Consider the following 12,432-nt stretch of genomic DNA (forward strand, 5'->3'; position numbering starts at 1 on the left):
GGCCCGCCATTGGCTGGCGACTACATCAAGGCCGTGCGCGAACGCCTCGACGGTCGTGACCTGGCGCTGGTGTTCGAACCGGGCCGCTTCATCGTGGCCAACGCCGGTGTATTGCTGACCCAGGTCGAATACCTCAAGCACACCGAGCACAAAGACTTCGCCATCGTCGACGCCGCCATGAACGACCTGATCCGCCCGGCGCTGTACCAGGCCTGGATGGACGTCACTGCCGTGCGTCCGCGTCAAACCGCGGCCCGCGCCTACGACATCGTCGGCCCAATCTGCGAGACCGGCGACTTCCTGGCCAAGGATCGTCAGCTGGCCCTGGAGGAAGGCGACCTGCTGGCCGTGCATTCGGCCGGCGCCTATGGGTTTGTCATGAGTTCCAACTACAACACCCGCGGCCGTACCGCTGAAGTGTTGGTGGATGGTGATCAGGCATTTGAAGTGCGTCGCCGTGAGACGGTAGCCGAGTTGTTTGCTGGCGAAAGCCTGCTGCCGGAGTAAAACCATGCTGCTGCGTTTTACCAAAATGCACGGCCTGGGTAATGACTTCATGGTCCTCGACCTGGTCAGCCAGCACGCGCACATTCTGCCCAAGCACGCCAAACAATGGGGCGACCGGCACACCGGCGTCGGTTTCGACCAGTTACTGATCGTCGAGGCACCGAGCAATCCGGACGTGGACTTCCGCTACCGGATCTTCAACGCTGACGGCTCCGAAGTGGAACAGTGCGGCAACGGTGCGCGCTGCTTCGCCCGCTTCGTGCTCGACAAGCGCTTGACCGCCAAGCGGCAGATTCGCGTCGAGACCAAAAGCGGCATCATCGAACTGGACATCCGCAACGACGGCCAGATCAGCGTCAACATGGGCGCCCCGCGCCTGGTGCCGGCGGATATTCCGTTCCAGGCAACGGAGCAGGCCAAGAGTTATCAGGTCGACGTCGACGGCACCCCGGTCGAACTGGCTGCGGTATCCATGGGCAACCCCCATGCCGTGGTGCGGGTCAGCGATATCAACAATGCGCCGGTGCATGAACTGGGGCCGAAAATCGAACATCACCCGCGCTTCCCGGCACGGGTCAATGTCGGTTTTCTCCAGGTCATCGACCGGAGCCGCGCACAGTTGCGCGTCTGGGAACGCGGAACCGGGGAAACCCAGGCTTGCGGAACCGGCGCCTGTGCCGCCGCAGTGGCCGCGATCAGCCAGGGGTGGATGGATTCGCCGCTATTGATCGACCTGCCAGGCGGGCGCTTGTCCATCGAATGGGCAGGCCCTGGCCAACCGGTGATGATGACCGGCCCGGCAGTACGCGTATACGAAGGACAAGTGCGTCTTTGAGTGAGCGAAATCCATGACCGACAAGCCTCAAGTACCCGCACGACAAGCTGACGAATCACCGTCCGAAAGCCTGGAGGCGTCGGCTGTAGCCGCGTACCTGGAGGCTCATCCGGACTTCTTCGTCGAGCACGAAGAGCTGCTTGCGTCCCTGCGCATTCCCCATCGACGCGGTGATACCGTGTCGCTGGTGGAGCGTCAGATGACCATTCTGCGCGACCGCAACATTGAACTGCGTCATCGCCTGTCGCACTTGATGGATGTGGCCCGGGACAACGACCGGCTGTTCGACAAGACCCGTCGCCTGGTCCTGGCGCTGATGGACGCCAACAGCCTGGAAGACGTGGTGATGTGCGTCGAAGACAGCCTGCGCCAGGAATTCCAGGTGCCTTTCGTCAGCCTCATCCTGCTTGGCGACAACGCCATGCCGGTCGGCCGCTGGGCCACTCACGCCGAAGCACAAGTGGCCATTGGCGGCTTGCTCTCGGAAGACAAAAGCGTCAGTGGCAGCCTGCGCGAGCATGAACTGGACTTCCTGTTCGGCGAAGAACAGCGCAAGCAGATCGGTTCCACCGCGGTGGTTGCCATCAGCCACCAGGGCATCCACGGCATCCTGGCCATCGCCAGCCGCGATCCGCAGCACTACAAAAGCTCGGTGGGCACCTTGTTCCTGAACTACATCGCTGAAGTCATGGGTCGCGTGCTGCCACGGGTCAACAACTCCCTGCGCTCGGTACGCTGAACATGGAACGACAACTGGACGCTTACTGCGAACACCTGCGCAGTGAGCGGCAGGTGTCGCCGCACACGCTGTCGGCCTACCGCCGCGACCTCGATAAAGTGCTGGGCTGGTGCGTCAAACAGAATATCGGCAGCTGGGCGGCGCTGGACATCCAGCGCCTGCGCAGCCTGATTGCCCGCCTGCACGCCCAGGGCCAATCATCTCGCAGCCTGGCGCGATTGCTGTCGGCCGTTCGCGGGCTCTATCACTACCTGAACCGCGAAGGCCTGTGCGACCACGATCCGGCCAATGGCCTGGCGCCGCCCAAAGGCGAACGCCGCCTGCCGAAAACCCTCGACACCGACCGCGCCCTGCAACTGCTTGAAGGCGGGGTTGAAGATGACTTTCTGGCGCGTCGGGACCAGGCGATTCTCGAGCTGTTCTATTCCTCCGGCCTGCGGCTGTCGGAGTTGACGGGGCTCAATCTCGATCAGCTCGACCTGGCCGACGGTATGGTCCAGGTGCTTGGTAAAGGCAGCAAGACTCGCCTGCTGCCGGTAGGCAAAAAGGCCCGCGAGGCGCTGGAACAGTGGTTGCCACTGCGGGCCATGGCCAACCCGGCGGACGATGCGGTGTTTATCAGCCAGCAAGGCCGGCGTCTTGGCCCGCGGGCGATCCAGGTGCGGGTCAAGGCTGCCGGCGAGCGCGAACTGGGGCAGAACCTGCACCCGCACATGCTGCGGCACTCTTTCGCCAGCCATTTGCTGGAGTCCTCCCAGGACCTGCGGGCAGTGCAGGAGCTGCTCGGACACTCGGACATCAAGACCACGCAGATCTACACCCACCTGGACTTCCAGCATCTGGCAGCGGTCTACGACAGCGCCCACCCACGGGCCAAACGCATGAAAGGCGACGATTCATGAGTATTCAATTGATCACCTTCGACCTCGACGACACCCTGTGGGACACCGCCCCGGTGATCGTCAGCGCCGAAGCCGTATTGCGTGCATGGCTGACCGAACATGCGCCCAACCTGGGTGCAGTGCCGGTGGAACATTTGTGGGCCATACGCGAACGCATCCTGAGCATCGAGCCGAACCTCAAGCACCGCATCAGCGCCTTGCGCCGGCGCGTGTTGTTCCAGGCCCTGGAAGAGGCCGGATATCCCCATGCCGAAGCGTCAGACCTGGCCGACCAGAGTTTCGAAGTGTTCCTGCATGCCCGGCATCAGCTGGAAATATTCCCGGAGGTGCAACCGACCCTGGAGTTGCTGGCCAACCATTACGCCCTCGGCGTCGTCACCAATGGCAACGCCGATGTACGGCGACTGGGGCTGGCGGACTACTTCAAGTTTGCGTTGTGCGCCGAAGACATTGGCATCGCCAAACCCGACGCACGATTGTTCCGGGAGGCTTTGCAGCGCGGTGGCGCGACCGCTGAAACGGCGGTGCATATTGGCGATCATCCGGGTGATGACATTGCCGGTGCGCAGCAGGCGGGGATGCGGGCGATCTGGTTCAATCCGGCGGGCAAGGCCTGGGAAACGGACCGGCTGCCGGATGCGCAGATTGGCAGCCTGACCGAGTTACCGGCGTTGCTGGCGCGGTGGAACAAAGCTTCGGCCTGACACAAAACCTGTGGGAGCGGGCTTGCTCGCGAATGCGGTGTACCCGTCGACATTGATGTTGGCTGACACGACGCCTTCGCGAGCAAGCCCGCTCCCACAGTAGATTGTGTTCAACCCGAAAATTTTGTTCCGGGCATTAAAAAGCCCGCGGCGACGGCGGGCTTTTTTATTTCTGAAGCATTCCGATAAATTTCTAGACCCCCAGTGAATACTGGGCCTACAGGCTATTATGCGTCCTTAGCGTTCTGACCTATTCCAGTAAAAGCTCAGAAAAAATGTGGGGCTATGGGCCTGCTGCGGCAGATCCAAAGCGGCCTAGCGACGCCTATAGGCCTCAATCAACGCTTTGTAATCCATACGGGTGAGAGCTGACATGAACCTCATTGAAATTTTGGTCATCGCCAAAACAATGTGAAACTATGGCGGAACCGATGAGTTCTGGAAGGCAGTGGAGCAAGGCATTCTGCTTACCCGCTGATTTATGCACGGACATGAGTAACCAGGGGCTTCCTAGTTTGTAATCGAGCCTGAGGGCGTAGTAGCAGTCAATGAAAAAGAAAATTCTGATTTATGGGTCGACGGAGTTTGGGGCGGTTGTGCGTGAGTTGGTACGGCACAGCGGTGCGGACTTCGGTGGGTTCGTTGATGACTGGCACACCGGAGTGGATATTATCGGAACGCTGGCAGACGTTATCCAAAAATGCCGACCCGAAGAGTATGACTTTGCCCTTGCCATCGGTTACAAGCACCTTGAAGCGAGACAGCGCAAATACCATGAGTTGTTGGCTCACGGCTACAGCCTGCCGCCTCTCATTCACCCTCAAGCTTATGTGAGCGATAGTACAACGATTGGCGGCGGCGCAATGATCATGGCACGCGCTGTTCTCGACATCAGGGCGCATGTAGGGGACCTGGCTGTCGTATGGCCTGGGGCTGTGATCAATCATGACTCCGTTGTAGACGGAAACACATTTATTTCTCCGAACGCCACCCTCTGCGGGCATTCCCGTATCGGAGTAGATACCTTCATCGGAGCTGGTGCCGTGGTGGTCGACCATACAACTGTGCCGAGTGGTTCTTTCATCAAGGCGGGATCGGTATTCGTCCGGAAGACGACGAGTAGCTAAATGTCTGGCGCACCAAATTAAATACAAAAAGCAGCTCCGGACAGCTTTACCCTCCAGTACCAAGCTTAATGGAGGCCAAAAGGGCGACCGCGTTGGGAATGCAGCCAGGAACGCGGCCAATGCAGCAGGGGCAGGCAGCAGGATAGCAATTAGAACTGAAGGATATCCGTTGCAACGCGCGTCACCCTCCTCTCAGCAAATGATAGCGTGCACTCCATCTTTTCCGGTCAACTTGGCGATTATCCATGAGTGACGTTGTAAGTAAAAAAATTCTACTACTGATGCCCATGGCACTGGTCTGTGCACTGCTTAGCGGAGTGTTTCTTCCGATTTACTCTGATGAGATCATGAACAAGTTCAACACAGCCCGCTTTTTCTTGGAAAGTGGGCAGATGCTCTCGTTTTTCCCGCAATGCACCACAACTGTCGGCCACGACGTAGCTTGGGTCTTTTATCCGGCAGCGATACTGATTTCTTCCGTTTATGCCTACTTGGAGCCATTGGGCATACGAGTGAGCGGTGTTGTGCTTGCACTGACTTGGTTTGCACTTTTGGCTTACTGGTGTCATCGGCAGTCAGTAGAGGGATGGGTTGGGCGCTTCACCTTACTGACTGCCTTCGCAGCCCTTGGAGTCATGCCGTATCTCTGGGTGTTATCTCGCCCCGAGCAGTTTATGTTATTGCCGATTTTACTTTTTTGCATGTCGGCGCTGTATGCCCCTACGCAGAGAAGCAAAGGTCAACAATTGATCATCATGGGCGTGCTGGGCCTATTGCTGTCGATATTTTTCTATGCGCATCCCAAGAGCCTATTTTTCACCCCATTCTTTCTTGCTGCCACGTGGATAGCCACTCGCGACTTCAAGCTGATGATTCGCGCCGGCCTACTTCTCTATGTACTTGTGTTGAGTGCGCGAGTGTTGCTTGATGCCAGTCTTCTGGCAGGGTGCCAGGATGCACCAGCCGTTCAGTCGATGCTTGCTGCCAACAGCCTGATGCCCGGAGCGTTGTTGAGCGATCCTCTTGCGTTCTTTGGAACTGCTTGGCAAAACATAAGTCAGTTTCCCCAACGGATGCTCCTTCACTTGACCTTCAGCCCGACATTTCAATCGGGTTGGCTACCACCCTTGACAGAAAGTTCGGGGCTGTTGCTCTGGTTGAACCCGCTCATTCACTACACACTGCTGAGTCTAGTGGTGTGCAGCCACCTACTGGCGATAGGGCTGGCGGTGATATTCCTGGTACTTCGGCGGATATCGGTGGCACTTTTTCTGGCTGCGCTGCTGGCTGCGGGCGATCTAATCAATATCGCGCTGTATAACCTCCAGAACTTCTATTCCGGCATCCAATACATTCCACTATCTATTGTTATTGCCGCCTTGCTCTTCCAGTGCCTTCCTGCTGTCAGGCTATGGTTTCCAGCCAGAGTAGCGGGGCGCCTGATTCTGTCGTCTGTGGCTGGTCTGTCGATGGTGTCATTGTTCACACTGTTCTATCTGATAACACCGAATCTTCTGCGCAATGCCGACTATGCAACCGCCAGTATTCCTGGTCAGCCGCTGTCCATACCGGTACTTGGGGTGCAGGCACACCTGGACTCGATTCGGGAGCTGGGTCAGTCTTGTCATATTCCGGTGGATCTCGCTGAGCATGTGGTGGTGGATCACATGACTTACTTTGCCTACCTGAAAGATCGCAGCCCTATGCACGTTTTGTACATTTCGGAGTTCGGCTACGGCAGGGACCTGCTCAACGGCAAATTGCTGCCGTTTCTCAAAGAAAGAAACAGTCCAGGTCTGATCACCCGCTGTGAATGGGTGCCTAGTGAGTTTCGAGATGCCCAGCGGCAGAATGACCGTGGTTACTGCTGCGTTGATTTTGGTACCAGGTAGGCCCCCCGCCCCTACAGCGCAGGTGCGCGTAGTGAGCGGGTAACTTTAGGGGGTCAGCCAAGTGCTGCGACTAGCACAGCGATAACGCGATCTTGCTGTTCGGGCGTCAACCCGATCCACAGTGGCAATCGGATAAGCCGTTCCGATTGCCGATCGGTCACGGCCATTGAGCCATGAACCCTGCCATAGCGTTGGCCGGCTGGCGACGAATGCAGTGGTACGTAGTGAAATACGGAGTGAACGCCCGCTTTTTTCAGTGCGTCGAGTACCGTCTGGCGATCAATCTGCGAGTCCAGCAGCACATAGTACATGTGGGCATTGTGGGTGCAATCAGCAGGTATGATCGGGCGCCTGAGCGAACCCTTCTGCTCTAGGGGAGCCAGGGCATCATGGTAATGCTGCCAACAGGCCAGCCGCTGCTCCGTTATATCTGTGGCTTCCTCCAGTTGCGCCCAGAGAAATGCCGCGATCAATTCGCCAGGCAGGAATGACGAGCCGACCTCTTGCCAAGTGTACTTGTCCACTTCGCCTCGGAAAAAGCTGCTGCGATCCGTGCCTTTTTCGCGAATGATCTCAGCACGTCGAACCAAGGCCGGATCATTGACCAGCAGCGCGCCGCCTTCGCCCGATATGACGTTTTTGGTTTCATGGAAACTTAATGCACCAAGGCTGCCAAGGCTGCCCAATGGTCGGCCTTTGTAGCAGGCCATGATGCCTTGTGCGGCATCTTCGACAACGTGCAAGTCATATCGTTGAGCAATCGCCAAAATGCTGTCCATCTCGCAGGCCACGCCCGCGTAGTGCACCGGAACAATAGCCCTAGTGCGTGAAGTGATGGCTGCCTCGATCAAGCGCTCGTCGAGGTTAAGCGTGTCTTCGCGAATATCCACAAACACCGGCACGCCGCCACGCAGCACGAAAGCGTTGGCGGTGGAGACAAAGGTATAGGAAGGCATGATGATTTCATCGCCGGGCTGAATATCCAACAGCAATGCAGCCATTTCCAGCGCTGCGGTGCAAGAGTGAGTCAGCAAGGCTTTGTTGCAACCAATGGTGTTTTCCAGCCACTGGTGGCAGCGCTTGGTGTATGGCCCGTCGCCCGCCAGCATGTTGCCAAACTTGGCTTCGGCAATGTAATACAGTTCCTTGCCGGTCATGTGAGGACGGTTAAACTGAATTTTTTCGCTAGTCAATGCAGTACTCCGTCGGGCAATTAGGGTTTAGTGGCGATCAGCAATAGGGAGCCACCAACGGGGAAGCGTACGCCCGTTTTCAGCAGCAGGAGTTCGAATTGCATCACCGCTTCAAGGGAGCTGTTGAGCCAGCGCGGTATATTGAACTCGCTCATAGGGTCATGCTGCTTGCCCGTACGTTTTCGTGACAGCCACATCAAGGGTACCAGCAGGCTGACAAACGAGCTGGTATAGCTCACTTGCAGACCGGCTTGCTGAACTTTGGCTACCAGTTCGGCTCGGCTATAACGACGTACATGGCAGGCATACTCGTCGACTTGCGACCAAAGCCAGCGATGTTGTGGAACTGTCAGCACCAGCGATCCGCCAGGGCGGATGGCTCTGGCTAGATTGCGTAGTACCGTCTCGTCCTGCTCTATATGTTCAATGACGTCAAATGCGCCGACCACATCATATCGATCGATTTCATCCAGTAAGGTCGCGTCGAGCTGTCTGAATTGCGCAGCGGGAACCCGTTTACGGGCGTGCTCGAGTCCTTCTTCAAAGTATTCCGAGCCGTACAACTCAATCTTCGGCCAGGCTCGGCTGATACCTTCGAGCACATATCCAGTGCCACAGCCGATCTCTAGCAGGCTGTTGAAGGGCTTTACCTTCTTGGTCAAAGCCCAGAGAACTACCATGTTGCGCACTCTGAACCACCAGTGACCAGATTCCGCCTGCGCAAGTTGACCATAGGACGATGACGGAAATGGCGAACGGCTGGGGGAGGTCATTGGGTTGCCTTGAATACGAAGAATTTGAGGGCTAGGAACAGATAGCTAGCAACTACAAAGATGGCCAGCGCCTGAATCCACTGGTGTGCATAACCGAAGTGATCCACGAACACGGCGAGCAGACAGAAGTTGATGGCATATCCAACCGCATGAGCCAAGACGAATCGTATACCTGAGCCCAGGGTCCCTCCCTGATAGGAAAAGGTCAAACGGTGGTTGCCGACGAAACTGATGAACGCGCCAGCCATATAGAGTGCGGTCATGGTCAGCTTCGGCGTGCTTCCCAGTTTTGTCAGGAACAGATAAAGAGCATAGCCGCAGCCATTGCTGAGTAGACCTACCAAGGCATATTTGAGCAGTTGTACTGCAGGTATCCGTTTTTTCAGTCGAGCTGCCAGGCCGTTCATTTAGTTGCTAGATCCAGTGTCGGCCGCAACGTTTGCCAAAAGCATTTGCCTTCATGAGCGGCCATAGATGTTCCTGACAATGGTGTACGGGCGGCGTTTACTTTCGGAGAATACCTTGGAAAGGTAAATGCCAATGATGCCCATGCAGGAAAGAACCAAACCGCCAAGCAACCAGATCGAGACCATCACCGAAGTCCAGCCCGCCATGGTATATGAGAAGAACAGCCAATTGATCAGCAGGTAGGCGGAATAGCAGCAGGCAAACGAGAAGATGATCAGACCGATGTAGAAAATGGCGACCAGCGGGAGGACGCTGAACGACGTGACGGAGTTCACCACCAGCGACAACTTGCGCCTGAAGGTGTAGGTCGATTGGCTGGTGCTGAGCTTTTGAATGGTGACGGCCATTTGTGCGAAGCCGGTGATATGAAATAACCCAGCCATGAACACCTCTCGTTCTTCATGGCACAGCAGTGCAGCGACGTAACGCCGACTCATCAAGCGAGCAGTGACAACGTTGGCAGGGAGCGACAAACCGGATAATCGGTTGATCAACGTCCAGAAGAGCCCGCCACTCAAGCGTTCGAACCAACTGCCCTTGCGTTGCTCCTGAACCCCGTAGACCACGTCACAGTCTACGCTGCGCATTTGCTCGGAAAATGTCAGCAGGCACTCCGGAGGTTCCTCCAGGTCGCTGTCGATCAAGAACACCTCGTTGCCTTGTGCATGGGCGAGCCCGGTCATCATCGCTTTGTGATGGCCGAAGTTCCTTGACAGGTCGACCAGCACTACATGCGGGTCTATTTCCGTCAGTCGAATGGCCAGCCCCAGGCTGTCATCAGGTGATCCATCATTGACCAGGACGATTTCATAGTCATCGCCTGCAAGTGTTTGTGCGGCGCTAGTGCAGCGGGCATGAAACTCCTGGAGGTGCTCGGCGGATTGATACAGGGTGGCGACGATGGACAGTCTCATAAGGTGACATGCTTCATGTAAGTTTGAGATTCGGTGCCGCAATTGAAGAGCAGATCAAGAATGCTGACTCCGTGGACGAACGAGCCCCACAGCTGTGGGTATTCGCGGTAGTCACTGTAGTCGAACCAGTGCAGATCGATGCCTTGCGCCTGGAACTGTTCGGGCTGCAAGTAATCTTTGGCTGACGGCCCGGACATATATTCGTTGGCGCCCGCCTGACGACACAAGTCCACAAGACGCTCAGTCTTACCTTCTCCCAGTTCGTAATCCCAGGAGCAAGATATTCGTGTATGGATACCCAAATAGTCGCAGATAGCTTTGATAAGGTTGCTGTTCAACTGGGTTAGATGACTGTAAGACGCTTCTAAGTACAGAGGGCGCAGCCAGCTAGCGATAGCATCAAAATGAGCTGCCCGCCTGTAGTTGCTTTCCAGCGTTTTCCAGTGCTTGATTTGCCAGCCGTCGACCAGCGGCACATCGCGGATACGGCGATGAATATCCTTGCCTACCGGCACGGTTAGCCACTGCACTCCTTGTGGCGTCTTGATTTGGTTACGGTTGCGCCAGTCATTTTTTGTGAACTGCATATCATCGTAAAGGACGAATTCATCCACTGCCGCGATGAGGTCGAAGTAGCCCTTCCAAGGGATATAGTTGGACTGCAGAATGGCAATTCTCTTCACTTCGAAATCCATACGTGAGTAAGCCGATTTTTGGAATCAGTGCCGTTGCCTGTCATATTCTGAGGCTTTCCACATGCTAACAGTATTAAGTACGGCGAGTCGTTGCTGCTGACTGAAAACGGCTAGTCACGTGGGGTGTGGATACGCACAATTTCGCTTCAAATACATCGGATGCATCGGGCACTTGAAAGCCTTGCGGTTTACTGCATCTTGATTTCTTCCAGGTACAGAGCAATGCCCTACTCCTCCCCTCACCACTTTCGTCGACGCTGACCGTAGCTACTCTCCATTGTGGTGAGAAAAACAATGGCGCCGACGAGGTGTCAGGAGGTGCAAATGCCAGCCCGTAAACACCGCAACGCCAATGGGAAAAAGACAAGCGCACGGCCACCTTGTTGATGAAGAAGCTGGAGGCATGCATCGACGGGAAAATCGTGCTGACCACCTCACAGGTGACGGCAATCAAGATCATATTGAACAAACTGCTTCGAGCAAAGCGGCAACCCTGACGCGCCCGTTATCACTCAAATAGTGCGGACAATCATTGAAAAAAGACGTACCGAATTGGCCGCTGTTGTAGCCGGTGGGAAACTCACGCTGTAGGAGAAAGTAGCTTCACGCGGGCAATAGGTGTGGGGTTGCGCGTGGGGTTGGATGCCTGAATTATTTTAGATCAACGTATTTAGCGACCTGTAGAACGAAAAAGCCCGCAGCGACGGCGGGCTTTTTCAGCAAGCGCGAAGCAGGCTCAGATAGGCCGGCTGCCGTACTTGTTGTCAGGCTTCTTGGGCGGATCGGCGACCACATTGGCCTCCACTTCCTGCACCTTGCCGCCACGCGCCAGGAACTCTTCCATGGCCTTGGCCAAGGCATCGCGTTCCTTGTTCTTGGCTTCGACACTCGGCAGCTCATCGACCGATACCGCTGCCTTGGCCTTGCCTTTGGCGGCCGGAACCGGCGCATCACCGCCGTCGTCTTCAGCGACGTCTTCCGCCGCTGCTTCCAGACCTTCTTCGGTTTCGTCGTCGTCGCCTACTTCGAGGTCGTCGTTTTCCAGATCATCGTCGCTCATGTTCTACCTCATGACTTGCGAAAAGCAGATTAGTTATAGCCCAGCTTTGCCCTCTGTCGAAGGCTGCCGGAAAAAAATCAACAGCCGCTGCTGACCAGCGGTTATGCCCCTTCACCGTGCACGGTGGCGAGGACTTTACGGGCACCGCCGTGATCACGGTGCTCGCCCAGGTAAACGCCTTGCCAGGTCCCCAACGCCAACCGGCCTGCCGAAATCGGCAAACTGAGCTGACAGCCAAGCACGCTGGCCTTGAAGTGCGCCGGGAGGTCGTCCAGGCCTTCGTCGTTATGCTCATAGCCGTCTGTTCCTTGTGGGATCAGACGATTGAAAAATCGTTCGAAGTCGCGACGTACCGCCGGATCGGCGTTCTCGTTGATGGTCAACGACGCCGAGGTATGCTGCAGCCACAAATGCAACAGACCGACCCGACATGCCTTGAGTTCAGGCAGGCCGGCGAGTAACTCGTCCGTTACCAGATGAAAGCCCCGGGGCCTCGCCCGCAAGGTAATCAGAGTCTGTTGCCACATACAGTTCTCCGCACGTCCGGGGCGCATTCTAGCGCGCTCTGGGAAAAAACAAAGGCCCTAATATTCCTTCAATCCTGTAAGCCTTCGACCGCACAA

Annotated in this window: 15 protein-coding genes; 7 read left to right on the forward strand and 8 right to left on the reverse strand. The window is 56.5% G+C overall.

Going from position 1 to position 12,432, the window contains the following annotated elements; translation table 11 throughout:
• The 7 genes from PMI28_RS08560 to PMI28_RS08535 form a co-directional block, all read left to right on the forward strand.
• The coding region (locus PMI28_RS08560; RefSeq protein WP_007989472.1) for a diaminopimelate decarboxylase family protein at nt 1-507 on the forward strand (507 nt) is incomplete at its 5' end.
• A 4-nt stretch (nt 508-511) separates the two neighbouring features.
• Nucleotides 512-1,342 (forward strand): diaminopimelate epimerase, encoded by an 831-nt coding sequence (gene dapF / locus PMI28_RS08555; RefSeq protein WP_007989473.1) that lies wholly within the window; start codon nt 512-514, stop codon nt 1,340-1,342.
• A 13-nt stretch (nt 1,343-1,355) separates the two neighbouring features.
• Nucleotides 1,356-2,081: a DUF484 family protein gene (locus PMI28_RS08550; RefSeq protein ID WP_007989474.1), complete on the forward strand. Its 726-nt coding sequence runs from the start codon at nt 1,356-1,358 to the stop codon at nt 2,079-2,081.
• A gap of 2 nt (nt 2,082-2,083) precedes the next feature.
• Nucleotides 2,084-2,983: a tyrosine recombinase XerC gene (xerC, locus tag PMI28_RS08545; RefSeq protein WP_007989475.1), complete on the forward strand. Its 900-nt coding sequence runs from the start codon at nt 2,084-2,086 to the stop codon at nt 2,981-2,983.
• Entirely contained in the window at nt 2,980-3,687 is a 708-nt protein-coding gene (locus PMI28_RS08540; RefSeq protein ID WP_007989476.1) for an HAD family hydrolase, read from the forward strand. The genes xerC and PMI28_RS08540 overlap by 4 nt, the downstream gene beginning before the upstream one ends.
• A 548-nt stretch (nt 3,688-4,235) precedes the next feature.
• Complete coding sequence (locus tag PMI28_RS0128775; protein WP_033063505.1) at nt 4,236-4,814, forward strand: PglD-related sugar-binding protein; 579 nt, start codon at nt 4,236-4,238, stop codon at nt 4,812-4,814.
• A 245-nt stretch (nt 4,815-5,059) separates the two neighbouring features.
• Nucleotides 5,060-6,706, forward strand: a complete 1,647-nt coding sequence (locus PMI28_RS08535) for a hypothetical protein (protein WP_007989478.1) — start codon at nt 5,060-5,062, stop codon at nt 6,704-6,706.
• A gap of 53 nt (nt 6,707-6,759) precedes the next feature.
• Here the strand turns inward: PMI28_RS08535 and rffA are convergent, their stop codons facing one another.
• The 8 genes from rffA to PMI28_RS08500 form a co-directional block, all read right to left on the reverse strand.
• On the reverse strand, nt 6,760-7,899 hold the full coding sequence (gene rffA, locus PMI28_RS08530) for a dTDP-4-amino-4,6-dideoxygalactose transaminase (protein WP_007989479.1): 1,140 nt from the start codon (nt 7,897-7,899) through the stop codon (nt 6,760-6,762).
• Between the two features lie 20 nt (nt 7,900-7,919).
• Nucleotides 7,920-8,672: a class I SAM-dependent methyltransferase gene (locus PMI28_RS08525; protein WP_007989481.1), complete on the reverse strand. Its 753-nt coding sequence runs from the start codon at nt 8,670-8,672 to the stop codon at nt 7,920-7,922.
• A complete protein-coding gene (locus tag PMI28_RS08520; protein ID WP_007989483.1) occupies nt 8,669-9,079 on the reverse strand; it encodes a GtrA family protein in 411 nt (136 codons plus the stop codon). The genes PMI28_RS08525 and PMI28_RS08520 overlap by 4 nt, the downstream gene beginning before the upstream one ends.
• A 51-nt stretch (nt 9,080-9,130) precedes the next feature.
• Nucleotides 9,131-10,054, reverse strand: a complete 924-nt coding sequence (locus tag PMI28_RS08515) for a glycosyltransferase family 2 protein (protein ID WP_007989485.1) — start codon at nt 10,052-10,054, stop codon at nt 9,131-9,133.
• The gene (locus tag PMI28_RS08510) at nt 10,051-10,737 is read right to left on the reverse strand and encodes a WbqC family protein (protein WP_033063517.1); all 687 of its coding nucleotides are present in this window, start codon (nt 10,735-10,737) and stop codon (nt 10,051-10,053) included. Before PMI28_RS08510 ends, PMI28_RS08515 begins: the two co-directional genes overlap by 4 nt.
• Nucleotides 10,738-10,822: 85 nt before the next feature.
• Nucleotides 10,823-11,209, reverse strand: a complete 387-nt coding sequence (locus PMI28_RS30570) for a hypothetical protein (RefSeq protein WP_157395780.1) — start codon at nt 11,207-11,209, stop codon at nt 10,823-10,825.
• A gap of 276 nt (nt 11,210-11,485) precedes the next feature.
• Nucleotides 11,486-11,809 carry a transcriptional regulator SutA gene (gene sutA, locus PMI28_RS08505; RefSeq protein ID WP_007989490.1) on the reverse strand — a complete coding sequence of 108 codons (324 nt, stop codon included), beginning with the start codon at nt 11,807-11,809 and terminating at the stop codon, nt 11,486-11,488.
• A gap of 101 nt (nt 11,810-11,910) precedes the next feature.
• Nucleotides 11,911-12,336: a secondary thiamine-phosphate synthase enzyme YjbQ gene (locus PMI28_RS08500; protein WP_007989493.1), complete on the reverse strand. Its 426-nt coding sequence runs from the start codon at nt 12,334-12,336 to the stop codon at nt 11,911-11,913.
• Nucleotides 12,337-12,432 lie beyond the last annotated feature (96 nt).

The sequence above is a fragment of the Pseudomonas sp. GM48 genome (assembly GCF_000282335.1).
Lineage (GTDB): Bacteria > Pseudomonadota > Gammaproteobacteria > Pseudomonadales > Pseudomonadaceae > Aquipseudomonas.

What these genes read in the sequence shown, in the direction of transcription:
- dapF (WP_007989473.1), top strand. Translation starts at nt 512, where the DNA reads ATGCTGCTGCGTTTTACCAAAATGCACGGCCTGGGTAATGACTTCATG.
- PMI28_RS08550 (WP_007989474.1), top strand. Translation starts at nt 1,356, where the DNA reads ATGACCGACAAGCCTCAAGTACCCGCACGACAAGCTGACGAATCACCG.
- xerC (WP_007989475.1), top strand. Translation starts at nt 2,084, where the DNA reads ATGGAACGACAACTGGACGCTTACTGCGAACACCTGCGCAGTGAGCGG.
- PMI28_RS08540 (WP_007989476.1), top strand. Translation starts at nt 2,980, where the DNA reads ATGAGTATTCAATTGATCACCTTCGACCTCGACGACACCCTGTGGGAC.
- PMI28_RS0128775 (WP_033063505.1), top strand. Translation starts at nt 4,236, where the DNA reads ATGAAAAAGAAAATTCTGATTTATGGGTCGACGGAGTTTGGGGCGGTT.
- PMI28_RS08535 (WP_007989478.1), top strand. Translation starts at nt 5,060, where the DNA reads ATGAGTGACGTTGTAAGTAAAAAAATTCTACTACTGATGCCCATGGCA.
- PMI28_RS08525 (WP_007989481.1), bottom strand. Translation starts at nt 8,672, where the DNA reads ATGACCTCCCCCAGCCGTTCGCCATTTCCGTCATCGTCCTATGGTCAA.
- PMI28_RS08520 (WP_007989483.1), bottom strand. Translation starts at nt 9,079, where the DNA reads ATGAACGGCCTGGCAGCTCGACTGAAAAAACGGATACCTGCAGTACAA.
- PMI28_RS08515 (WP_007989485.1), bottom strand. Translation starts at nt 10,054, where the DNA reads ATGAGACTGTCCATCGTCGCCACCCTGTATCAATCCGCCGAGCACCTC.
- PMI28_RS30570 (WP_157395780.1), bottom strand. Translation starts at nt 11,209, where the DNA reads ATGATCTTGATTGCCGTCACCTGTGAGGTGGTCAGCACGATTTTCCCG.
- sutA (WP_007989490.1), bottom strand. Translation starts at nt 11,809, where the DNA reads ATGAGCGACGATGATCTGGAAAACGACGACCTCGAAGTAGGCGACGAC.
- PMI28_RS08500 (WP_007989493.1), bottom strand. Translation starts at nt 12,336, where the DNA reads ATGTGGCAACAGACTCTGATTACCTTGCGGGCGAGGCCCCGGGGCTTT.